Here is a 21,565-nt window from a genome sequence, read left to right on the forward strand (position 1 = left end):
GATGAGACTTCCCACAGCGCAAGCTGGTAAGACCCCTCATAGACGATGAGGTTGATAGGTTCGGTGTGGAAGCGTGGCAACACGTGGAGCTGACGAATACTAATCGGTCGAGGACTTATCCACACTCTTAGCAATCATGCAGATCCAGTTTTGAAGGAACGAAAGTAAACCTTCCAGCCAGTAGAGGCTAGAAGGTTTTTTTGTTGTTTATGTCCATTTCATTATTGAGTAGGTAAGATCAAACGGTTATTTTGCTGGATCTGTTTCATAATAACCGTGGGAAATGTAGAAGCATGATGCTCAAGAAAAAGCTCAACCAAAAAACGTTCGGCAAAGCCATGAGAGAGAGTCAATTCTCCCCACCATTCTGTTTCATAGCGACATAGCATACTTAGAAGGTACAGGAGCAGAAAGTGGCTAGCCCACTCGGGTAGAGGAGGAGAGGTCGAAGGACCATTCCAAAAAAAGAGTGTTTGTTCCTGAACCCGAAATAGAGGGTGTTGTTCCAATTGAGAAAGGGCAAACTGGGGAAGTAACATTTCCTTGATGGTTCCTTCCCTCCATCGCACATGATCTAACTTACAGGCAGGAGGAGTAAGTCGACGGATATATTGCATGAAGGTTTCTGTCGAATAGGATAAGGGGCCGTCTTTTCCTTCTGGAAAACAAACAGTTATCCAAGTTCCGTTATGCATCGCCTCTAGTTCTCTCGGAGGAGCCAGCCTGGTCATCTCCATGCGAACCCAAAACTGCTCCTTACTAGTCGTTAAAGCATAAGCATGACTTACACCCGGTATGGAGGCAAATAAGTCATGGGCAAAATAACGTTCCTGGAGTGGACTAAGAGAGAAGACTTGAGAGAGATGGGCAAAAAGGCCTTCCTTTTGTGGGCGAATCTCATCTTCAGTTAATAAGTAGGCACTGCGTTTTAGCTTTCTCGTCGTTACACCATGCTGCAAGACGCGGCTATTTTGCGGATAGGTGGGGTCACGGGTTAAAAGCATTCCTTTTAATAGGTGTGAACAACCATAAAACAGCAGCAACGGCTGGATGGAAAGATCGGCATCCGTTGCTGTTTGATAAAATTGTCGTGCCTGCTTCCACAAATAAAGAAACCGGGAGCTTTGTTGAAAGGCCAGTCGATCAGAATGCTCCAATCCCATGCCGTGATAGCAGGCGGCCAAATATTTGCGAGCTGTTGGCTCTGTCTCCAAAAAACGAAGTGATGTCCAAGCCTTATCCATAGCAACCACCTTTATCAATTTTCGTTTTCTATCTATTATCATCTGCTATTTTTTTGACTTATCTGTAAAATTCACTTCATAACCGAACATTTTACGCATTCCTTGACAGTAAATTATGCCGTTTGTTAAACTGTCTTAAACTATTTGCCGAGAGGAGCTTGCTACTGTGCGGGAAGACAAATTTATAAAAGAGGGTTTGACGTTTGATGACGTGTTGCTCATTCCAGCAAGATCTGAGGTTTTGCCTAGGGATGTTGACCTTAGAACGAAATTAAGCGAGACGGTTGTCCTAAATATTCCACTGATTAGTGCGGGTATGGACACAGTGACGGAATCTGCACTTGCGATTGCTATGGCTCGTCAGGGTGGTATTGGAATAGTCCATAAAAACATGACCATTGAGCAGCAAGCAGGCGAAGTAGACCGTGTAAAACGTTCAGAGAGCGGTGTCATCACAAATCCATTTTCGCTGTCACAAGACCATACAGTAGAAGACGCAGATGCTCTCATGGGGAAATACCGAATCTCTGGTGTTCCAATCGTAGACGAGGAAAAGCATTTGATCGGGATTCTTACTAACCGTGATCTTCGCTTTGTACACGACTTTTCTACCCCAATCAAAGAAGTAATGACCAAAGAAAATTTGGTGACTGCTCCTGTCGGTACGACACTCCATCAGGCAGAAGCCATTCTGCAGAAGCATAAAATCGAAAAGCTTCCTCTGGTAGACGAGCAAAACATTTTGCGCGGACTCATTACCATCAAGGACATTGAAAAAGCGATTCAGTATCCAAATGCGGCTAAAGACCCACAGGGACGTCTATTGTGTGGTGCAGCTATAGGTGTCTCTGCCGATACGTATGACCGTGCAGCAGCACTTGTACAGGCAGGCGTTGATGTGCTTGTCATTGATACTGCACATGGCCACTCCAAAGGTGTTCTTGATACTGTAAAAGAAATTAGAAGGCTGTATCCGACGCTGACGATCGTAGCTGGAAACGTTGCAACCGGACAAGCTACCCGTGATTTAATCGAAGCAGGGGCATCTGTAGTAAAAGTAGGAATTGGCCCAGGGTCAATTTGTACGACACGTGTTGTGGCAGGGATTGGAGTTCCACAAATTACGGCTATCCACGATTGTGCACAAGTAGCTCGCGAGTACAATATTCCAATTATTGCCGATGGCGGCATTAAATACTCAGGGGATTTGCCAAAAGCTGTAGGCGCAGGCGCTTCTGCCATCATGATCGGTAGCTTGTTCGCGGGAACCGAAGAGAGCCCGGGCGAGTTTGAAATCTTCCAGGGCCGACGTTTTAAAGTTTATCGTGGCATGGGCTCCATTGGTGCAATGAAAGCAGGAAGCAAAGACCGTTATTTTCAGGAAAACGAGCAAAAGCTGGTTCCAGAAGGAATTGAGGGCCGGGTACCGTACAAAGGCCCATTGGCAGATGTTACGTACCAGCTGATCGGTGGCTTGCGTGCTGGCATGGGATATTGCGGAGCAAAAACGATTGAGGATCTGATTAACAACTCTCAGTTCGTTCGCATTACAGGGGCAGGCTTGCGTGAAAGTCATCCACATGATGTACAAATTACCAAGGAATCTCCAAACTACTCCATTTCCTAAAAAAGCGATTAGTCATATAGTCCCAAAAAACCCCTTTCAATTAAGTAGAAAGGGGTTTTTTACTAGGGTTTTACACATGGAAATGGGAGGAAACAAGCTTCAAGAGGGCCTGCTACCTATGGTAAACTTAAAGCGGTGTGCACGTTTCACTAAGACAAATTCGACAGAAATGGGAGAGTGAGAGAATACATGAAACGAAAGACATGGACACAGAGATTGACAGGTCTGTTCCTTTCTGTCGCTGTGTTTACGACAGCAATGGGAGGCACTGTAGCCAATGCAGAAACCGCACCTGCAGCCAATTTGCAGCTTGTAGCGAAATCTGCCATTCTTGTGGAGGCATCTACTGGTAAGGTGATTTATAGCAATAACCCTGACGTAGCACTACCTCCTGCCAGCATGAGTAAGATGATGTCTGAATATCTGGTGCAGGAAGCCGTCAAACAAAAGAAAATTAGCTGGGATGATGTCGTAGCGGTAAGTGATTATGCATTCTACATTGCAAAGATTTCGGATGCATCCGGGGTCTACCTGAATAAAGGGGAATCGTTTACAGTTAAACAATTGTACGAAGCTATGGCAGTCGTTTCAGCCAATGATGCTACGGTGCTTCTTGCAGAAAAGGTAGCAGGAAGCGAAGCCAACTTTGTTCAGATGATGAACAAAAAGGCAGCAGACTTCGGAATGAAAAACACCTCGTTTGTCACGTCCACAGGTTTGCCAGCTAATGAGCTAGGACCATACTCTGTTAAGACCGATCAATTAGAAAACCTCATGTCTGCGCGCGATTCTGCTATTCTGGCACGAGCTCTGATCCGCGACTTTCCGGAAGCATTGGAAGTCTCCAAAAAACCAAGCTTTACATTCCGCACAGGTACTCCAAAAGAGTGGAGCAAGAAAAGCTACAACTGGATGCTGCCAGGTTTGATCAGCTACTACGAGGGCGTAGATGGATTGAAAACAGGTTATACGAAAGCAGCAGGCTATTGCTTTACCGGTACAGCAGTTCGTGGCAATATGCGCCTGATCAGTGTAGTCATGAATACCGAAAGCGATACTCAACGTTTTTCTGAGACGAGAAAATTGTTCGATTATGGTTTCAGCAATTTCAAAATGACAAAGCAAATGGACAAAAATGCACCAATCAAGGGATTTGAAACAGCTGCTGTAAAAAATGGTGTGGAGCTGAGCGTTCCAGCCGTTACAGGCAGTGAAGTAAACATGCTGACAAAAATCGGCAGCGACGTAAAGTTTACGCCAAGCGTGACCTTCCAAGACTTGAGTGCGCCAATCAAGCAAGGACAAGTCATCGGTAAACTCGTGCTCAAGGAAGAAGGCGGGAAGGATGCAGAATTCCTGCAGCCTGAGGACGCGGCTAAAGCTGGAGTAGATGTAGTAGCAAGTCAGGAAGTTGAAGAGGCCAGCTGGATTCGTTTGTTCTTCCGCAGCATCATCCAATTTTTCAGCAATCTGTTCAGTAGTGGAACAGGAAAATAAATAACTGTTGTTTTCCCCCTTCTCTTTGGTTTACAATGTCGGTAACAAGGAACCATAACACCACATAACAGTTCCGGTTCCGACTTCAACGAGGTAGGGGGAAATCTCATGGTACAAGTAGGAACGTCTCGCGTAAAAAAAGGTATGGCTGAAATGCAAAAAGGCGGCGTCATTATGGACGTCGTGAATGCAGAGCAAGCGAAAATTGCTGAAGCGGCAGGTGCTGTTGCAGTAATGGCACTTGAGCGTGTCCCTTCTGACATTCGTGCAGCAGGTGGAGTAGCGCGTATGGCTGATCTGGGTATTGTGGAAGACGTATTAAAAGCAGTTTCCATCCCTGTTATGGCAAAAGCTCGTATTGGTCACTTTGTAGAAGCGCGTGTTCTGGAGTCTCTTGGTGTGGACTACCTCGATGAGAGCGAAGTTTTAACCCCAGCAGACGATTTGTACCATATCAATAAAAAAGAGTTCACTGTACCGTTTGTATGTGGCGCCCGTGATCTGGGAGAGGCACTGCGCCGTATCGGCGAAGGTGCATCCATGATCCGTACAAAAGGAGAGCCAGGTACAGGCAACATTGTAGAGGCAGTTCGTCATATGCGCACCATGATGAGCCAAATCCGTAAGGTACAGGCAATGTCCTACGATGAGTTGATGGCAGAAGCAAAAAATCTGGGTGCTCCTTACGAGCTTCTGGAAGAAGTTCATAAAACAGGCAAGCTGCCCGTAGTTAACTTCGCAGCTGGCGGTGTGGCAACACCTGCGGATGCTGCCCTGATGATGCAGCTGGGTTCGGATGGCGTGTTTGTAGGCTCCGGTATTTTCAAATCGGAAAATCCAGAGAAATTTGCTCGGGCAATCGTTGAAGCTACTACTCACTATACCGATTACGAACTGATTGCACGTGTATCCAAAGGCTTGGGTACGGCAATGCCAGGTCTCGAAATCTCCAAAATCCGCGAAGCAGATCGCATGCAAGAGCGCGGCTGGTAAGGTGAACCACATGAAAATCGGTGTCCTCGCTCTGCAAGGAGCTGTAGCAGAACACCTGCGAATGCTGGAAGAGGCAGGAGCTGTAGCGGTTTCCGTTAAAAAAGTAGAAGAATTAGATGACCTGGACGGCTTGGTAATCCCAGGCGGTGAAAGCACTACGATTAGTAAGCTAATGCACAAGTACGGTTTCATGGAAGCCATTCGTCAATTTGGCGAAGAGAAAAAGCCGATCTTCGGAACATGTGCAGGAGCTATTCTTCTGGCGAACCGGATCAATGGTCAAGACGATTACCACCTTGGGCTGATGGATATAAAAGTCGAACGGAATGCTTTTGGACGCCAAAAAGAAAGCTTTGAAGCCCACATGCCGATTGCGGGAGTTGCAGCTGATTATCCTGCCGTTTTCATCCGTGCCCCGTATATTATGGAGGTAGGAGAAAGTGGTCAGGTTTTGGCAAAGTATGAAGACAAGATCGTAGTAGCGAGAAACGGTCATTATCTTGCGGCAGCCTTTCACCCTGAATTGACGGAAGATACGAGACTTCATAAGTTTTTCCTCGATATGGTGAAGGAGTACCGAAGTTAACAATAAGGAAGCAGCAAGGAGAGGATCGGCATCGATGAGATGTCGATTTTTTCCTTTAGGAAGATTATGGGTAGCTGCCCTTTACACAAGTATAGAACCTGTAGTACAGTTAACAATAGAAGTAATCATATAGGTAGACAATACGCTGATGAGAACAAGTACTTCGCAAGAGCCTGGCCTAGAGAGTCGGTGGTAGGTGCAAACCGATCCGGTGTGCGGAGGAATCCATCTCGGAGTGACAAAGGAGATAACTTTGTCCGGTCCCGTCCCGTTATGGCGGAAGAGTGGATAGATGCACAAAGATTTGATGTGCATGTATCAACGAGGGTGGCAACGCGGGTATACAACACTCGTCCCTTACCAGGGGACGGGTGTTTTTTGTTGTTATTACTAGAGATTCGGAGGGATTTACCTATGTTGGACGTAAAAGTGTTACGCCAAGATCTGGAGGAAGTAAGACGTCGTTTAGAGCACCGCAACGAAGATATTTCTGCACTGGATCAATTTGCAGAAGTAGATGAAAAAAGACGTCAGGTTATTCAGGAAGCAGATGCTCTGAAAAATAAACGCAACACTGTATCTGAACAGGTAGCAGTGATGAAGCGCAACAAAGAAAACGCAGACCACCTGATCGCTGAAATGAAAGAGGTTAACGAGCGAATCAAGGCTCTCGACGAGGAGCTTCGCCAACTGGATGAGCAGCAGGAATACATTTTGCTGAGCCTGCCTAACCTCCCGCATGAGAGCACACCAGTCGGTACATCGGAAGACGATAACGTGGTAGCCTGGACGTGGGGAGAGCCTCGTAACTTTGATTTCGAGACAAAGCCCCACTGGGATTTGGCTAGCCAGGCGGGAATTCTCGATTTTGAAGCAGCTTCGAAAGTAACTGGAAGCCGCTTTGTATTTTATAAAGGAATGGGCGCGCGTCTTGAGCGTGCACTCATGAACTTCATGATGGATTTGCATGCGAACGAACATGGCTACGAGGAAGTTATCCCTCCGTATATCGTGAACCGTACGAGCATGACAGGTACGGGCCAACTGCCAAAATTCGAAGAGGATGCTTTTAAACTGGAAGGACCAGACTATTTCCTGATTCCAACGGCAGAGGTTCCTGTTACGAATATGCATCGTGACGAAATTATGGATGCAGCAGATTTGCCACGCTACTATGCTGCATACAGTGCGTGTTTCCGTTCGGAAGCGGGGTCTGCAGGCCGTGACACTCGTGGGTTAATCCGTCAGCACCAATTCAACAAGGTTGAGCTGGTGAAATTTGTGAAACCAGAAGAATCGTATGATGAGCTGGATAAACTGGTGAAAAACGCAGAGAAGGTGCTTCAACTCCTCGGTTTGCCGTACCGTGTACTAAGCATGTGTACAGGTGACCTCGGGTTCACTGCTGCGAAGAAATTTGATCTGGAAGTTTGGATTCCAAGCAACAATACGTATCGGGAAATTTCGTCGTGCTCGAATTTCGAGGATTTCCAGGCGCGTCGTGCCAATATCCGTTTCCGTCGTGATACGAAATCGAAGCCGGAATTTGTTCATACGCTAAACGGATCGGGCCTGGCGATTGGCCGTACAGTGGCAGCTATTTTGGAGAACTACCAAGAAGCTGATGGAACTATTGTGATTCCAGAAGTACTTCGTCCATACCTGGGTGGAGTGGAAAGAATCGCTCGAAAACAATAATCAAAGAATGTATAGACAGCTCTTGCTCCTTCTTAAGGAACAAGGGTTGTTTTTTTGTGTTCTAATACAGAGCGAATTTTTTTAAAATTGTGTTGCGCTGTATCAATGGCTGTTATATAATAAAAACGAATCTTAAGAATATTGTTTTAATACAGACATGGAGGGAATGGAAAATGGACTGCTACCGGTGTGAAGGAAACGGCGAACAAAATTGCCCAAGATGTGGAGGCGTTGGTCACGATGACAACGGGTCGGCTTGCCATACTTGCTTGGGGGATGGACATGTCAGCTGCAGCCATTGCAGTGGCAGCGGGTATCAAGAGTAAGACCATTTTTTTTGCCTCCGCTGTACTATAATAAATTATCGTTTTAACATCTGTACCATAATAATACGTCCGTGCTCAGGGAGGATGAGCTGCTTTGACTACCATGCCAACTAATTCACATCCGCTGGAGATACACATCGCTGGCGAAATGCGCTCCGGATACAGTGAAATACTTACACCGGAAGCGATTCAATTCATAATTAAGCTGGAGCAAAGATTCGGTGACAAGAGACAGGAATTGCTCGCGAAGCGTCAGGAACGACAGCTGCAAATTGATGCGGGTCAGCTGCCAGATTTTTTACAGGAAACAGCAGAGATCCGCAATGGGGATTGGACAGTTGCTCCCCTACCGATCGACTTGCGAGACAGACGTGTAGAGATTACTGGTCCTTCTGGTGATCGCAAAATGGTAATCAATGCGCTGAACTCAGGTGCACGCCTTTTCATGGCAGACTTTGAGGATGCAAACTCGCCTACGTGGGATAACACCATTCAGGGGCAGATCAATATGAAGGATGCGGTAAGACGCAATATTTCCTTTACCAGCCCTGAAGGGAAAAAGTACGCGCTCAATGACAAGACAGCCGTTCTTGTTGTTCGTCCGCGCGGCTGGCATCTCGATGAAAAGCACATTCTTCTCGACCAGAAGCCGATTTCCGGAAGCCTGGTAGACTTTGGTCTCTATTTTTATCACAATGTGCAGGCGCTCATCGCGAACCAGACAGCTCCGTATTTTTATCTGCCAAAGCTGGAGAGTCATCTGGAAGCACGGCTATGGAATGACGTATTCCTTTTCGCACAGGATGAATTAAATATCCCGCGTGGTACGATTCGGGCAACTGTACTAATCGAAACCATTTTGGCTGCATTTGAAATGGATGAGATTTTGTATGAGCTGCGTGAGCATAGTGCTGGACTTAATTGTGGTCGCTGGGATTATATTTTCAGCTACATCAAAAAGCTTCGGAATCTGACTGATGTCATCACTCCTGATCGAGCACAGGTGACGATGACAGTTCCGTTCATGCGGGCATATACAACGCTGGCGGTAAAGACATGTCACAAACGCCAAGCACCATGCATCGGCGGGATGGCTGCCCAGATTCCTGTCAAAAATGACCCGGTGAAAAACGAGGAAGCTATCGCCAAAGTACGTGCTGACAAAGAACGTGAAGCCTATGACGGACATGACGGCACCTGGGTAGCTCACCCTGGCTTGGTACCTGTCGCGATGGAAGTATTCAATCGTTTGATGCGCGAGCCTAACCAAATCTGGTACAAACGCGAAGACGTACAGGTAGAAGCCAAGGATTTGCTGGCAGTGCCTGAAGGTGTCATTACAGAAGAAGGCGTACGCACCAACATCAGCGTAGGCTTGCAATATATCGAAGCATGGATGCGCGGGATGGGGGCTGTTCCAATCCATAACCTGATGGAGGATGCTGCTACCGCAGAAATTTCCCGTGCTCAGGTGTGGCAGTGGATTCGTCATCGCCATGGTGTTTTGCAGGATGGACGCAAAATAACCGAGGCCTTGGTGAAGCAGTGGTTAAGTGAGGAATTGCAGGTGTTGAAACAAGCGATGGGTCAGGAGCGGTATGAAACAAGCAAGCTCCAAGCAGCGGGAGAGCTTTTCTTGCAACTGGTTACAGAAGATGAGTTTGAGGATTTCTTGACCGTACCGGGCTATCGCTATCTATAAAATAAAAATAGGATGGGGGAAACGAAAATGACTAAACAAAACAAGCAGGAAGCGATTCAACAATTAGAACAAATCTGGCAAGGCGAGCGCTTTAAAGGAATTACCCGTACTTATACCGCAGAGGATGTTGTACGTCTGCGTGGATCGGTTCAGATCGAACATACATTGGCTCGCCTGGGTGCAGAGCGCTTGTGGAACCTGTTGCATACCGAGCACCATATTAAAGCGTTAGGTGCTTTGACCGGGAATCAGGCGATTCAGCAAGTAAAAGCAGGTTTAAAGGCCATTTATTTGAGTGGCTGGCAAGTCGCAGCGGATGCGAACCTATCTGGTCAAATGTATCCCGATCAAAGCCTCTATCCAGCAAACAGCGTTCCACAGGTGGTCAAACGTATTAACCAAGCTTTTCAACGTGCAGATCAGATTGACCAATCTGAGGGTGGTACAGATACGCACTGGTTCGCGCCTATCGTGGCTGACGCCGAAGCTGGCTTTGGTGGACCACTGAACGTATTCGAGCTAATGAAAGGCATGATTGAAGCTGGCGCAGCAGGCGTTCACTTTGAAGATCAGCTGGCATCTGAGAAAAAATGCGGCCATATGGGTGGAAAAGTACTGATTCCTACCCAGGCAGCTGTTCGCAACCTGGTCTCCGCTCGTTTTGCTGCGGATGTGATGGGAGTTCCAACAATCATCGTGGCGCGTACCGATGCGAATGGTGCTTTCCTGATCACGAGCGACATCGATGAGCAGGATAAACCGTTCCTCACTGGGGAGCGTACAGCAGAAGGCTTCTTCCGCCTGAAGGGTGGACTGGATGCAGCGATCGCACGCGGTCTCGCATATGCACCGTACGCAGACCTGATCTGGTGCGAAACGTCTGAGCCTAACATGGAGGAAGCACGTCGGTTTGCAGAGGCTATTCATGAGCAATTCCCAGGTAAACTGTTGGCTTACAACTGCTCGCCATCCTTCAACTGGAAGAAGAAGCTCGATGAAAAATCGATTGCTCGCTTCCAGGAGGAGCTGGGCGAAATGGGCTACAAATTCCAATTTGTTACGCTCGCAGGTTTCCATTCCCTCAACTACAGCATGTTCGAGCTGGCCCGCGGCTACCGTGATCGCGGAATGGCTGCCTACTCCGAATTGCAGCAAGCTGAATTTGGTAGCGAGGTACATGGCTACACCGCTACTCGCCACCAGCGCGAGGTAGGAACCGGTTATTTTGACGAGGTAGCACAAGTTATTTCAGGTGGAAAATCCTCCACGACCGCACTGACTGGCTCAACTGAAGAAGAACAGTTCGCACATAACTAAATATCAATCGATCAAAAACGAGGACTAGGGGCTAATGTACCCTAGTCCTTCATTTGCCAAATGGCTGGATTGTTTTTATAATGGAGGATATAGAAAACAATGTCCCCGTAGCTCAGCAGGATAGAGCGTCAGTTTCCTAAACTGTAGGTCGGAGGTTCGAATCCTCTCGGGGACGCCATCGTTGAAAAAGCCTTGATGCATCAAGGCTTTTTTTGTTTTTATAGATGCTGTTACGACCAACGGTTACCTTTTGAAAAGTACAAAGGGTGCATGAAGAAGTATACGGCTGTTAAAATGGTAATCTTTCCTATATCATATAAATATTGAATAATTGTGACTTGCGAATTGATTATCAGGAGGATTACATTGTGAATCTTAAAAAAAGTATATCGCTGTTTGTGATTATCCTCTCTTTGGCTATAACGGGCTGCGTAAGCTCGCAAGATGTGGTTAAGGTACAAGATTACATGGATAAACTCGCAGGTATTCTCAACAGGCAAATGCAGTTAGGTTTAGAGTTCAATGAAATGCTTGAACGTGCAGATGAAGTGAGTGATGAAGAAGCAATTACGAAGATGACAGACTTTAACGAGCGGTCACAAAAGATATTCATTGATTTTCAAATGATAGCCGTACCGCATGAGGATTTTCGTGCAGCACATGAACAATTTGCTACGTTGGTAAGTACAGCGTCAAAATCAATTGGAATGATGTATGATACTGTGGTGAATGATGTACCAGTAAATAACTCTGAAGTGATCGACATTATGGATCAGCAAGCAAAGGCGGGACGACAATTTTTCACTGACATTAAGCCGTTGATGGAAAAGTATAAAGCAAGCTTCCCAATTGATCAGGAGCTAGCAAAAAAAGTCATAGGTCTTATGAATGATCTATGAGATTAAACAAAACGTACTGCATGAAAACATATCTCTAGCAAAAAGGTTGAAGTATATGAAGCCACTACTCATCTTTGTATGGACAATCGCTCGAATAGTCGTTGTTTTTCTAGCCACTATATGTCTAACCGGTGTCTTGTTTTTCCAATTTCTTTATAATGAGCAGAATGAAAATGTTGTGGTTTATATTCATATAGCTGTAGCGTTTCTGATCAATTTTATCTGGTACAGATGGAAAGAAAAAAGAACCGTTGATCACTCCTAGCTTGGGGTGAGACTCGTGGATTTCATACTGTAATTCAAAGACTTAGCAAATAGGCTAAGTCTTTTTTGCGTTCGGATAGGATAAAAATAACGAAACGAGTAAGCATAAATCCATACCGTTTTTACTTTCTGAATATTGTTGACGAATCATTTGTAAGCGGTTAATATGTAGCCAGAAAAAATAAAACGGATTCAAATTCCGATAATCGAAATTATAAAGGTTACGACCGCAACTGGAGGTGCAACTATGAATGTAGCTCAAGAGGCACAGGGAAGCGCAGCAGAAATCCGTTCTGCGGGTGACATCATGTCTCCGGAAAGATTAGGGGCTTCCCGTATTACGAGTCTAAGCTTTAGTCGCAGTATGCTGCGCAAGCTGATGAAAGAGAAATGGAGCATCGAGCGTGTCCAGTTTGACTTGGACGAAAATGGATACGGAGAGGCTCGTTATACGATCACTACACCTAAACAAACATTTTACTTCGTTGTCTTTTCTCAGTACTTGCATGATCTGGAGAGAAGCGATCGTGTTATTTCTGAGAAGTGGGATATCACCTTTGCTTTGTGTGAGGGTCCGTTAACACCAGAAAAAATGGCTCGACTGCGCAGTGACCTGCCAAAGCAAGAAGCTGGCCGTGGAGATAGCATGGATTTGGTTTGGTCACGGGCGAATCGCAGTACCCGGTTATTTGAATACATGATTGGCGAGCTCACACAAGGAAAGCAGCCAGATCCCAAGATTTTGGCTCAAACAGGGTATTTGATCCGCACAACAGCGGTTTATGGCAATGGGAAATTCGGAATTGCCCCATATGAACGAATGAGCAAGGACCATGCATTTTACGGAGCCTTTCGAGCGCAAATGTTTGCTGTCTATATGATCCGCCAGTTCAGCTTTGAGCTTGTAGACCATATTGCTCAGGCAAAAAATCCGAATGCGGTGCAGCTTCATGCTGAAATCAAGCGCTATCTGGGAGTAGGAAATGCAACTGGACTAGGCATGGTGCCTTATCTGATCTCACATCCACAGCTAATTCATACATGGATCAAGATGAAGGAAGAAGCTCTCTATAAAGCCAAGCACGCGGAGAGCACTAGAGCCGACTCGAAAAAATTGCTCAGCCTTTTTGATCGCAGCATCGCGTACTTCCATGAATATCCGATTGCTCATGTACAAGCCTTTGCTCAGCCAAGTGAGCTGGCAGAGGAATTGCAGCTGTTGCAAACGCTAGTGGCAGAGTATGCAGAAGCGGGAACCATGCAGCTGCAAGTGCCTGCCCAGCCATGGGTAACCCTTTGTGAAATTGCCCGCGTCAAAACAGGAATGGAGACACAGGAGTTGTTAAATACACTCATCATCGAGCTTTATCCAGAAATCGCGACGGAATTTGAGGAAAATACCTCGATTGTGGAGCGGTATGATGTGAAGCCACAAATGAGCCTCGGTGAATTAAAGCAGATTGCAGCGGAGCAGTATCGCTGGTCGCTTTCCTTTGACTTTACCGATCCGGATGAGCGGAGTTATTTTTGGTATCGTTCTGCGGAAAAGGAAGAACCACGGATGGGTGTTCGCGGAGAAGAGGCAGGCGAAGAGCATGAGATGCCCGTGAATATTGCAGAACGTGTGCAAGCACTGTACCAGGTATTGGAAAAAGCAGCAGATGATCAAACAGTAGCCGAGTTTATGTTGAGCTATCCCGAGCACAAATGGATCATTCGCAGAATGCAATCGCTGCAAGGCTTTGAATACGGAGAAATTCACGGCAACCTGCTCGCCAAAGGTCTACTGCCTGTACATCTGCTTCGCTGCAAGCTAGCATTTTTCGGAGCAGAACGATTTGATCCACAATCCAATCGCTGGGTTCGGGTCACTTTGTTCCAGGGAGCGCCTTTACTAGAGGAAATCGGTACAGATTTTAAAGATGACTGGATTTTTCCGGCCATTCCGCGATGGGAGGATATATAGATGACTGCGGGAGAGAAAATGGTCATTATCGACGGACTAACACTAAGTAATTGGAATCGGGAGCTACTTTTGGAGCTGCATAAAGGCCAGGTTACCTGTGTCCATGTGTGTGTAGCCTTATGGGAAACAGCGAGAGAAACGCTCAGCAAAATCGGGCAATGGTATCGCTTTATAGATGAGAATTCAGATTTGGTGATGCTGGTACGAACTGGGGAGGATATAACCAAGGCTCGATCTTTGGGAAAAGTCGGACTCATTCTTGGTACACAGAATACATCCCCACTAGAGGATGATCTATCGCTCGTCGAAGTTTTTTCCACACTCGGGGTAAAAATCATGCAGCTCACATACAACAACCAAAATATGATCGGAAGCAGCTGCTATGAGAACAATGACACAGGGCTGTCCCGATTTGGCCGCCTCGTGGTCGAGGAGATGAATCGCGTGGGGACCATTATCGATTTATCTCATGTAGGAGATCGTACGACATTGGATACGATTGAACATTCGAGAAGACCAGTCTCCATTACGCATGCCAATCCAGATTGGATTTATCCTTCGAAACGAAATAAATCAAAAGAAGTGCTTACGGCTCTTCGCAATAATGGTGGCGTCTTGGGTCTATGTTTGTATCCGTATCTGATGAATGGCGCACAAACCTCTTTGGACGAGTTTTGCGATATGGTTGCCAAAACAGTGGACTTCATGGGGGCAGAAAAAGTAGCGCTGGGCACGGACTTAACATTGAATTGGGGAGAGGACTTCCTCAAATGGATGCGGATGGGCAGATGGACGCATAAAGTCGACTATGGCGCAGGCTCGGCTTCGAATCCATCTTGGCCACAGTGGCCTGCATGGTTCCAAGGTCCGAAAGACTTTCCTGGTATTGCTGAAGCCTTGCTATTACGCGGATTTGCCAAATCAGAGGTAGAAGCGGTGATGGGCGGCAACTGGCAGCGATTCTTCACCGAAGGGTTTAAAGCTGAAAAGGAGCTAGAGCTATGCGTGTAAGTTATCTTGAGCTGTACGCCCATTGTAAAAAAGTGCTGGAGGGCTGCGGGCTACCCATCGGTTGCGCGGAGGAAAGCGCCGAGATAGCAGCGTGGGGTGAATTTACCGGATTATATGGAATCAAACAGCTCGCGGAAGAATTGAGTGTACTGCAAGCTTCTGATTTGTCGAAAATCCGTATTCTTTCTCAGGATGAACGCCTGGTCTCGATTGATGGTCAAGGTCAAAGCAGCCTACTGAGTGGCAGAATAGCCCTGGATTTGGCGTATACGAAAGCAGTCGAGATGGGAATCGGAATCGCTAACGTCCAAAATTCGCGGGGCTCCAATGCCCTGATTCAAAATGTAGCGAAGGCAGGAAAACGCGGACTCTGCTGTGCGATTCATTGGATAGAAAAGGATAGTCAAACCTGGGCGATGATGCTACCTGACTTAAATCAGCCCTACGTGGTGAAACGAAATTCTGAGCATCCACAAAAGCCAAAGCAGTCGGACAGCTTTTTAGTCATTTGCGCAGATGCGGCTCACTTCGCTTATGCTGCTCAATTGGCGTGTCTTGAAGAAAAGGAAAGCATCGAGGTAATCCGCCCTGAACAAATTCAAGCTGTTTGGGATGAATCGAATAGACAAGGAAGAAAAATAGACCCAGCCATATGGGCAGAGCTAGACATCGTGGCGAGTCGTGTACTGGTAGAGGCGACGGAACAATCGCGTCAGCGTGGAGCTGGAGAAGGAGCAAATTAATAGAGCAGGGGGAGCGCAGGATGGAAACTTTGAAAAATTTTATTGAGGGCAAATGGGTATCGCCGCAAGGAACAAACACGATTCCGGATATCAACCCGGCTGATACAAGAGAAGTGATTACACAAATTCCGCAATCAACAGAAGCGGACGCTAGGGCGGCAATAGAAGCAGCGCAAGAGGCTTTCCCGACGTGGAAGCTAGTACCTGCACCACAAAGAGGACAGTTCCTGTTCAAAATAGCAGATAAAATGGAAGCGAAACAAGAAGAGCTAGCACACGTAATTTCCAGGGAAATGGGAAAAACAATCGCAGATGCAAGAAAAGAAGTGGCGTATGCGGTCAATATTTTCCGATTTTACGCGGGAGAAGGGACTCGTTTGAATGGAACATTGGTTGCTTCAGATAGCCCGGATATCCAGATTCAGTTAGTTCCGGAGCCGCTTGGAGTAGTGCTGGTCGTTACGCCATGGAATTTTCCATTATCCATCCCCGCCTGGAAAATCGCACCTGCACTAGTCGCGGGCAACACGATTGCCTTTAAGCCATCTTCAGATACACCAGTGGTGGCAACCAAACTGTTGGAAATCATCGAAGAGTGCGGCTTGCCGAACGGGGTCGTTAACATGATGATTGGGCCAGGGCGTCTCGTATCAGGAATGATTCATCACCCGGCAGTTAAAGCCGTAACCTTTACGGGCTCTACTAATGTAGGTCGACTCATTTATGCAGAGGCTAGCAAGGATATGAAACCGGCACTGCTTGAAATGGGAGGAAAAAACCCGTTGATTGTACTCGATGATGCCGATTTGGATGAAGCAGTGGATCTGGCAGTTCGTGGGGCATTCGGACAAACGGGGCAGGCATGTACAGCTACAAGCAGAGTGATTGTTCAATCCACTGTATTGCAGTCCTTTACGAACAAATTAATAGAAAAAACGAAGCAAATCAAAGTTGGAAATCCTTTCACTGAGGGCGTGGATATTGGACCACAAGCCAATGCCGGGGAGCTAGAGTCTACCTTGGAGGCTATTCGAGGTGCCATAGCTGAAGGAGCTATCATTTTGGCTGGGGGAGATGTTCCACAAAATCCGGAAACCGAGCACGGTTACTATGTGAATCCAACCGTTATCGGCAATGTAAACAGAAACATGAGTATCGCAAAGGAAGAAGTATTTGGTCCTGTGCTTTGCGTAATGGAAGCAGCTTCTGTAGATGATGCCATTGATATTGCAAATGATGTAGAATATGGGTTGTCTTCCGCTGTTTGCACAAAAGATATAAGCCGGGTGGCAAAATGCTCGCGTGAAATCGAAGCGGGTGTAGTGAAAATCAATATGACAACCACAGGAACGTCCTATCAAGCACCATTCGGCGGATTTAAAAGCTCCAGCACTGGAATTAATAAAGAGCTCGGCAAAGAAGCAGTCGACTTTTATTGCCACTGGAAAACCATTTACGTGAAAAGTTAGCAAATAGATTTGATTTGTTGGGGGATTGGGAAAATGGAAACGAAACCGAAGTCTGAAACATCATCTACTGTCTTGCGTGCTATCAAAATCATCAATTATTTAAATGCAGTTCCAGGTCCTCAAGGATTGAATGACATTAGCCGCAGTCTGGAGTTATCACCGACTATCGTGCATCGTTTACTGACCACCCTAAAGCTGGAGGGTCTTGTCTTTCAAGACCCTCGCACCAAGCTTTATTCATTGGGAACCATTTTTCTCGAATACGCCAATAAAATTATGACCGAGATGCCCCTTGCTCCGCTGGTTGAGCCATGGCTAATAAACCTGCGCAACGATATCAGAGAAACAGTCGGGTTTTATGTGCCGAGCGGGAGCAGCAGAGTTTGTACGATGGAAGTGGAGAGCAATCAAGAGATTCGACGCAGTGTTGGCATTGGGAAAAAGCACCCTCTGTATCTGGGAGCAAGCGGGAGAGCCATTCTCGCTTTTATGAGTGAAGAAATTCAAGAGCGTGTCTTGTCTCCACTGCCGGTTGAACAGCAACAGTCAATCAGAGTATTGCTAGAGAAAACCGTTCAGGATGGATATTCCACCAATGAGGAAGAGATAACGCCAAATGTAGGGGCGTTGTCCGCACCGGTTTTTGATCAAAATAAGCGCGTAATCGGAGCGATATCCGTATCTGGTCCTGTATTTCGCTGGAATCGAAAGACCATGGAAGCATTTGTACCAGTGCTGCTGCGGGTAACACGTTCTATCTCAGAATCTTTTGAGTAAATGAAGGAGATGGGGGAAAAGGATGAAGCCGGAACAACGATTAATCGAATTAGGAATCACATTGCCTGAGAAAAAAGAAAAGGGTGGAAACTATGAACTCGCGGTGCAAACAGGAAATCTCTTGTTTTTATCAGGAAATCTTTCCTATAGCTATGTGGGCAAATTAGGGCAGGAATTCACGATTGAAGAGGGATATGAAGCAGCACAGGAAGCGGCTCTCCAGGCGTTGGCGACGATTAAGCAAGAAATCGGTGATCTTTCACGAGTCAAAAAGTTTGTGAAGGTACTCGCTTTCATTAATTGTACGATGGATTTTACCTCTCATGCCAAGGTGATGAACGGTGCTTCTGATTTAATGGTATCGGTATTTGGTGAGGCCATCGGAACACATGCGAGAACATCGATCGGAGCCATTTTACCAAGAGGCGCGGCAATTGAACTCGAAATGGTTGTTGAAGTCGAATAGATGGAAGCGGGAGGAGAGCAGGATGAAAAATAGGAATTTCCAAGTGGACTGGCCTGTTTTTGGGATAAGCGGTGGATTGTTATTGATCTTTGTCATCGTTGCGGCTATCAGTATGGACGCAGTTACAGCGTTTGTTAATTCCTCGTTCGCTTTGTCGATTAAGTATTTTGGCGCGTTTTGGCAAGTTCTCCTGTTGGCTACTTTTTTCATCGCGATATTCTTGGCATTCTCGAAGTATGGAAAGGTAAAGCTGGGGAAATTGGATCGTCCTGAATTCACCACGTTCAAGTGGCTGGCAATGACGATGACGACCTTGCTGGCAGGGGGTGGCGTATTTTGGGCCGCCGCAGAACCCATTTATCACTTTACGAGCTTGCCACCGCTTTTCGCAGGAATTGAATCAGGTACACAGCAGGCAGTAAATCCAGCATTGGCACAGTCTTTTATGCATTGGGGCTTCCTGGCATGGGCGATTCTTGGAACGCTAAGTACAATCGTGATTATGTATGGACACTATCATAGAGGGATGCCTCTAAAACCGCGAACGTTGCTTTATCCTATTTTTGGCGAAAAAATTATGACCAAGAGCTGGTTGGGAACAGCAGTCGATTCCTTCTCGATTCTGGCAGTTGTCGCGGGAACCATTGGCCCGATTGGATTTTTGGGTCTACAGGCAAGCTACGGGTTGCAGGAGATCATGGGGATTCCCGATACATTCACGACACAGCTATACATCATTATGAGTGTCGTAGCGGTATCAGCCATTTCAGCGGCTACTGGACTCCATAAAGGGATTGAATTTTTAAGTAATTTTAATGTCATATTAGCGATCGTGCTCATGGCATTCATCTTATTTTTGGGACCTGGGGAATTTATTGTAAACGCTTTCATATCTTCCTTTGGTACGTATTTGCAGGAATTTATGCCCATGAGTACGTTCCGCGGAGACTCTACTTGGTTAGGTGGATGGACGATATTTTTCTGGGGCTGGTTCCTAGGGTATGGACCGATGATGGCGATCTTTATCAGCTGTATCTCTCGCGGACGGACAATCAAGGAAATTATTATGGCTGTGGCGATCATTGCTCCGATTGTAACCTGCTTCTGGTTTACTGTTCTTGGAGGAACCGGAATATCCTTTGAATTACAAAATCCAGGATTAATAGCGGGTCCTTTGAGTGAAGCCGGACTACCTGCGGCGATGATCTCCATTACCAAGTACCTGCCACTGTCGTCGATTATCGGTCCTGCATTTTTGATTTTGACGATCCTGTTTGTAATCACGACTTCCGATTCGATGGCGTACACAATATCTGCGGCAGTGACGGGCAACAATAACCCAACACTCGGCCTGCGCATGTTTTGGGCATTGATGATGGGTGTTGTAGCCGCAATTCTTTTGTCGATTGGAAACGGGGGAATTGATGCTCTCCAATCGTTTATTGTAGTCACAGCTGTTCCCGTGTCACTCATTTTAGCGCCTATGTGTTGGGTAGCACCTAAGGTGGCAGGAAAACTGGCGGAGGAGCAGGGAATTGTTGAAAAAAAGGCTACCGAGGAAAACGAGTTTTATGAAAAGGCAAATGCATAGGTAAAGGAATAGAAGCAAGCTGAAGCTGACGTCGGGATTAACGGACGTCAGCTTTTTCAGGAAAAATGGATAGTACTGTGATCAAGTTACGGAAGCACTGATAGGTATACTGGTATCATCGACCTCAAGCGTTTTCTACGAAATTAATGGAGGTCGTAACAATGAAAAACGTAGGTTTCTGGGATCGTACACTGCGGATCGTTCTCGGGCTCGCAGCACTATCACTTATTTACTTCCTGCCGGGATATTGGAAGCTAACAGCATTTCTAGCTCTTCCTTTATTGACTACTGCAATAACCCAAAAATGCGTCATGTATCGTTTGCTTGGCATTAATTCCTGCAAAATCCGTTAACCCTTCGCATGAATTCGTGGAACCGACCAAAGCTGAAAATAGCAAAAACAATAAGCGAATGGATCTGGGATGTCGTACATACACGGATACAAAAAAGCTACCGAAATAAGCATCATTTCGTAGCTTTTTTTATCATTACAGCACTGTGACCCTTATGAGTGAAGGGTCTCGACAAAACGACCGTAATCGGGCACTGCGATGCTGTCAAATTCATTTGCCAATTTTTCCAATCCAGATGATAGCTGTTCACCAAACATAGGGAGACCATGACCAGTAACAGCAATGCACGGTTTTAGTGATTCGAGCTTTCTTACGGATTCTCTTGCAGCATTCCAATCCGTTGTTAAGTATCTAGGTGGTCCGTTTATTTCCTGTATTTGAGTTAAAACCTTAAAAAGGGAGTCTTGTTTAACCGTAATAAAGGCATCTCCGGCGATCAGCGAGCGATCCTCATTCCGAAAAAAGGAAACGTGTCCAGGTGAATGTCCGGGCGTATGTATCCATCGCCATTCAGGAATATCTGGAATACTACCATCAGCAGGCAACATTTTTAAATGCTCTCCTACATTGATAGCCTCATTTGGAAATAGGGGTGATAATTTTGCTACCAGACCGCCTTCTACGCTGGAATCTGGTTCTGGATAATTGGAGGTACCCGTCAAATAAGGAAACTCCAATTCATGGGCAAAAACGGGAACATCCCAGTGCTGGGCCAGTTCAATAACAGCTCCAATATGGTCAAAATGTCCATGCGTCAGGAGAATAGCCTTAGGGGGACTATTTTTACCAAAGCGTGATCGAGCTGCAGACAGAATCTCATCAGCCGACTTTGGCATTCCAGCATCAATAAGGAACCAATCATGCGGTTGTGCAGGATTCCCGATGAAACAGACGTTAACAACCTGGATACAGAGACAGTAAATATCTGGTCGAACCTCTTGCCCTATTCCGCTTGAAAGTGAAGTTACTGGTATATATGAATGCCCCATAATAACCTCCATGCAGATAAGCACTACCGATTGGTAGCGCTTATCGA

At 46.3% G+C, this 21,565-nt stretch carries 18 protein-coding genes, 1 tRNA gene, 1 rRNA gene and 1 other annotated feature; of the genes, 18 read left to right on the forward strand and 2 right to left on the reverse strand.

Features of this window, described 5'->3' with window-relative positions:
• Positions 1-123, forward strand: a 23S ribosomal RNA gene (locus tag SB752_RS24600); the annotation flags it as partial.
• Between the two features lie 98 nt (positions 124-221).
• On the opposite strand, the gene SB752_RS24605 is transcribed toward SB752_RS24600, so the two are convergent.
• Positions 222-1,244, reverse strand: a complete 1,023-nt coding sequence (locus SB752_RS24605) for a YaaC family protein (protein ID WP_410718144.1) — start codon at positions 1,242-1,244, stop codon at positions 222-224.
• 166 nt (positions 1,245-1,410) lie between these two features.
• Here SB752_RS24605 and guaB point away from each other — a divergent pair, with 166 nt between their 5' ends.
• The 17 genes from guaB (at position 1,411) to SB752_RS24690 (ending at position 20,529) form a co-directional block, all read left to right on the forward strand.
• A complete protein-coding gene (gene guaB, locus SB752_RS24610; protein WP_410718145.1) occupies positions 1,411-2,871 on the forward strand; it encodes an IMP dehydrogenase in 1,461 nt (486 codons plus the stop codon).
• Positions 2,872-3,060: 189 nt separating this feature from the next.
• Positions 3,061-4,368 (forward strand): D-alanyl-D-alanine carboxypeptidase family protein, encoded by a 1,308-nt coding sequence (locus tag SB752_RS24615; protein ID WP_410718146.1) that lies wholly within the window; start codon positions 3,061-3,063, stop codon positions 4,366-4,368.
• 108 nt (positions 4,369-4,476) lie between these two features.
• On the forward strand, positions 4,477-5,361 hold the full coding sequence (pdxS, locus tag SB752_RS24620; protein WP_213025514.1) for a pyridoxal 5'-phosphate synthase lyase subunit PdxS: 885 nt from the start codon (positions 4,477-4,479) through the stop codon (positions 5,359-5,361).
• A gap of 10 nt (positions 5,362-5,371) precedes the next feature.
• Entirely contained in the window at positions 5,372-5,947 is a 576-nt protein-coding gene (gene pdxT, locus SB752_RS24625; RefSeq protein ID WP_410718147.1) for a pyridoxal 5'-phosphate synthase glutaminase subunit PdxT, read from the forward strand.
• A 136-nt stretch (positions 5,948-6,083) separates the two neighbouring features.
• Positions 6,084-6,308, forward strand: a binding site (T-box leader).
• 53 nt (positions 6,309-6,361) lie between these two features.
• Positions 6,362-7,645, forward strand: a complete 1,284-nt coding sequence (serS, locus tag SB752_RS24630) for a serine--tRNA ligase (RefSeq protein ID WP_410718148.1) — start codon at positions 6,362-6,364, stop codon at positions 7,643-7,645.
• 420 nt (positions 7,646-8,065) lie between these two features.
• On the forward strand, positions 8,066-9,673 hold the full coding sequence (aceB, locus tag SB752_RS24635; protein WP_410718149.1) for a malate synthase A: 1,608 nt from the start codon (positions 8,066-8,068) through the stop codon (positions 9,671-9,673).
• Between the two features lie 27 nt (positions 9,674-9,700).
• Positions 9,701-10,990 carry an isocitrate lyase gene (gene aceA / locus SB752_RS24640; protein ID WP_410718150.1) on the forward strand — a complete coding sequence of 430 codons (1,290 nt, stop codon included), beginning with the start codon at positions 9,701-9,703 and terminating at the stop codon, positions 10,988-10,990.
• A gap of 101 nt (positions 10,991-11,091) precedes the next feature.
• Positions 11,092-11,168: transfer RNA gene (locus SB752_RS24645), tRNA-Arg, on the forward strand.
• Positions 11,169-11,358: 190 nt separating this feature from the next.
• Positions 11,359-11,889, forward strand: a complete 531-nt coding sequence (locus tag SB752_RS24650; RefSeq protein ID WP_410718151.1) for a hypothetical protein — start codon at positions 11,359-11,361, stop codon at positions 11,887-11,889.
• A 511-nt stretch (positions 11,890-12,400) separates the two neighbouring features.
• Positions 12,401-14,119, forward strand: coding sequence for a hypothetical protein (locus tag SB752_RS24655; protein ID WP_410718152.1), 1,719 nt, complete (start codon positions 12,401-12,403; stop codon positions 14,117-14,119).
• On the forward strand, positions 14,120-15,130 hold the full coding sequence (locus SB752_RS24660) for a membrane dipeptidase (RefSeq protein ID WP_410718153.1): 1,011 nt from the start codon (positions 14,120-14,122) through the stop codon (positions 15,128-15,130).
• Positions 15,121-15,873 (forward strand): DUF3726 domain-containing protein, encoded by a 753-nt coding sequence (locus SB752_RS24665; RefSeq protein WP_410718154.1) that lies wholly within the window; start codon positions 15,121-15,123, stop codon positions 15,871-15,873. The genes SB752_RS24660 and SB752_RS24665 overlap by 10 nt, the downstream gene beginning before the upstream one ends.
• 20 nt (positions 15,874-15,893) lie before the next feature.
• Positions 15,894-17,342, forward strand: a complete 1,449-nt coding sequence (locus SB752_RS24670) for an aldehyde dehydrogenase family protein (RefSeq protein ID WP_410718155.1) — start codon at positions 15,894-15,896, stop codon at positions 17,340-17,342.
• A 33-nt stretch (positions 17,343-17,375) separates the two neighbouring features.
• Entirely contained in the window at positions 17,376-18,119 is a 744-nt protein-coding gene (locus tag SB752_RS24675; RefSeq protein WP_410718156.1) for an IclR family transcriptional regulator, read from the forward strand.
• 22 nt (positions 18,120-18,141) lie between these two features.
• The gene (locus SB752_RS24680) at positions 18,142-18,585 is read left to right on the forward strand and encodes a RidA family protein (protein ID WP_410718157.1); all 444 of its coding nucleotides are present in this window, start codon (positions 18,142-18,144) and stop codon (positions 18,583-18,585) included.
• 22 nt (positions 18,586-18,607) lie between these two features.
• Positions 18,608-20,176 carry a BCCT family transporter gene (locus SB752_RS24685; protein ID WP_410718158.1) on the forward strand — a complete coding sequence of 523 codons (1,569 nt, stop codon included), beginning with the start codon at positions 18,608-18,610 and terminating at the stop codon, positions 20,174-20,176.
• A gap of 161 nt (positions 20,177-20,337) precedes the next feature.
• Positions 20,338-20,529 (forward strand): YgaP family membrane protein, encoded by a 192-nt coding sequence (locus tag SB752_RS24690; RefSeq protein WP_410718159.1) that lies wholly within the window; start codon positions 20,338-20,340, stop codon positions 20,527-20,529.
• Between the two features lie 152 nt (positions 20,530-20,681).
• Here SB752_RS24690 and SB752_RS24695 read toward each other — a convergent pair whose 3' ends face one another.
• On the reverse strand, positions 20,682-21,518 hold the full coding sequence (locus SB752_RS24695; protein ID WP_410718160.1) for an MBL fold metallo-hydrolase: 837 nt from the start codon (positions 21,516-21,518) through the stop codon (positions 20,682-20,684).
• Between the last annotated feature and the right edge of the window lie 47 nt (positions 21,519-21,565).

Source organism: Brevibacillus sp. SIMBA_040 (assembly GCF_046535075.1).
In the GTDB taxonomy this organism is placed as follows: Bacteria; Bacillota; Bacilli; order Brevibacillales; family Brevibacillaceae; genus Brevibacillus.

Excerpts from the sequence above, each read along its gene's own strand:
- SB752_RS24695 (WP_410718160.1), bottom strand. The coding sequence starts at position 21,518 with ATGGGGCATTCATATATACCAGTAACTTCACTTTCAAGCGGAATAGGG.
- SB752_RS24670 (WP_410718155.1), top strand. The coding sequence starts at position 15,894 with ATGGAAACTTTGAAAAATTTTATTGAGGGCAAATGGGTATCGCCGCAA.
- SB752_RS24675 (WP_410718156.1), top strand. The coding sequence starts at position 17,376 with ATGGAAACGAAACCGAAGTCTGAAACATCATCTACTGTCTTGCGTGCT.
- SB752_RS24685 (WP_410718158.1), top strand. The coding sequence starts at position 18,608 with ATGAAAAATAGGAATTTCCAAGTGGACTGGCCTGTTTTTGGGATAAGC.
- aceA (WP_410718150.1), top strand. The coding sequence starts at position 9,701 with ATGACTAAACAAAACAAGCAGGAAGCGATTCAACAATTAGAACAAATC.
- SB752_RS24615 (WP_410718146.1), top strand. The coding sequence starts at position 3,061 with ATGAAACGAAAGACATGGACACAGAGATTGACAGGTCTGTTCCTTTCT.
- pdxT (WP_410718147.1), top strand. The coding sequence starts at position 5,372 with ATGAAAATCGGTGTCCTCGCTCTGCAAGGAGCTGTAGCAGAACACCTG.
- SB752_RS24655 (WP_410718152.1), top strand. The coding sequence starts at position 12,401 with ATGAATGTAGCTCAAGAGGCACAGGGAAGCGCAGCAGAAATCCGTTCT.
- SB752_RS24690 (WP_410718159.1), top strand. The coding sequence starts at position 20,338 with ATGAAAAACGTAGGTTTCTGGGATCGTACACTGCGGATCGTTCTCGGG.
- SB752_RS24605 (WP_410718144.1), bottom strand. The coding sequence starts at position 1,244 with ATGGATAAGGCTTGGACATCACTTCGTTTTTTGGAGACAGAGCCAACA.
- SB752_RS24660 (WP_410718153.1), top strand. The coding sequence starts at position 14,120 with ATGACTGCGGGAGAGAAAATGGTCATTATCGACGGACTAACACTAAGT.
- serS (WP_410718148.1), top strand. The coding sequence starts at position 6,362 with ATGTTGGACGTAAAAGTGTTACGCCAAGATCTGGAGGAAGTAAGACGT.
- SB752_RS24665 (WP_410718154.1), top strand. The coding sequence starts at position 15,121 with ATGCGTGTAAGTTATCTTGAGCTGTACGCCCATTGTAAAAAAGTGCTG.
- SB752_RS24680 (WP_410718157.1), top strand. The coding sequence starts at position 18,142 with ATGAAGCCGGAACAACGATTAATCGAATTAGGAATCACATTGCCTGAG.
- pdxS (WP_213025514.1), top strand. The coding sequence starts at position 4,477 with ATGGTACAAGTAGGAACGTCTCGCGTAAAAAAAGGTATGGCTGAAATG.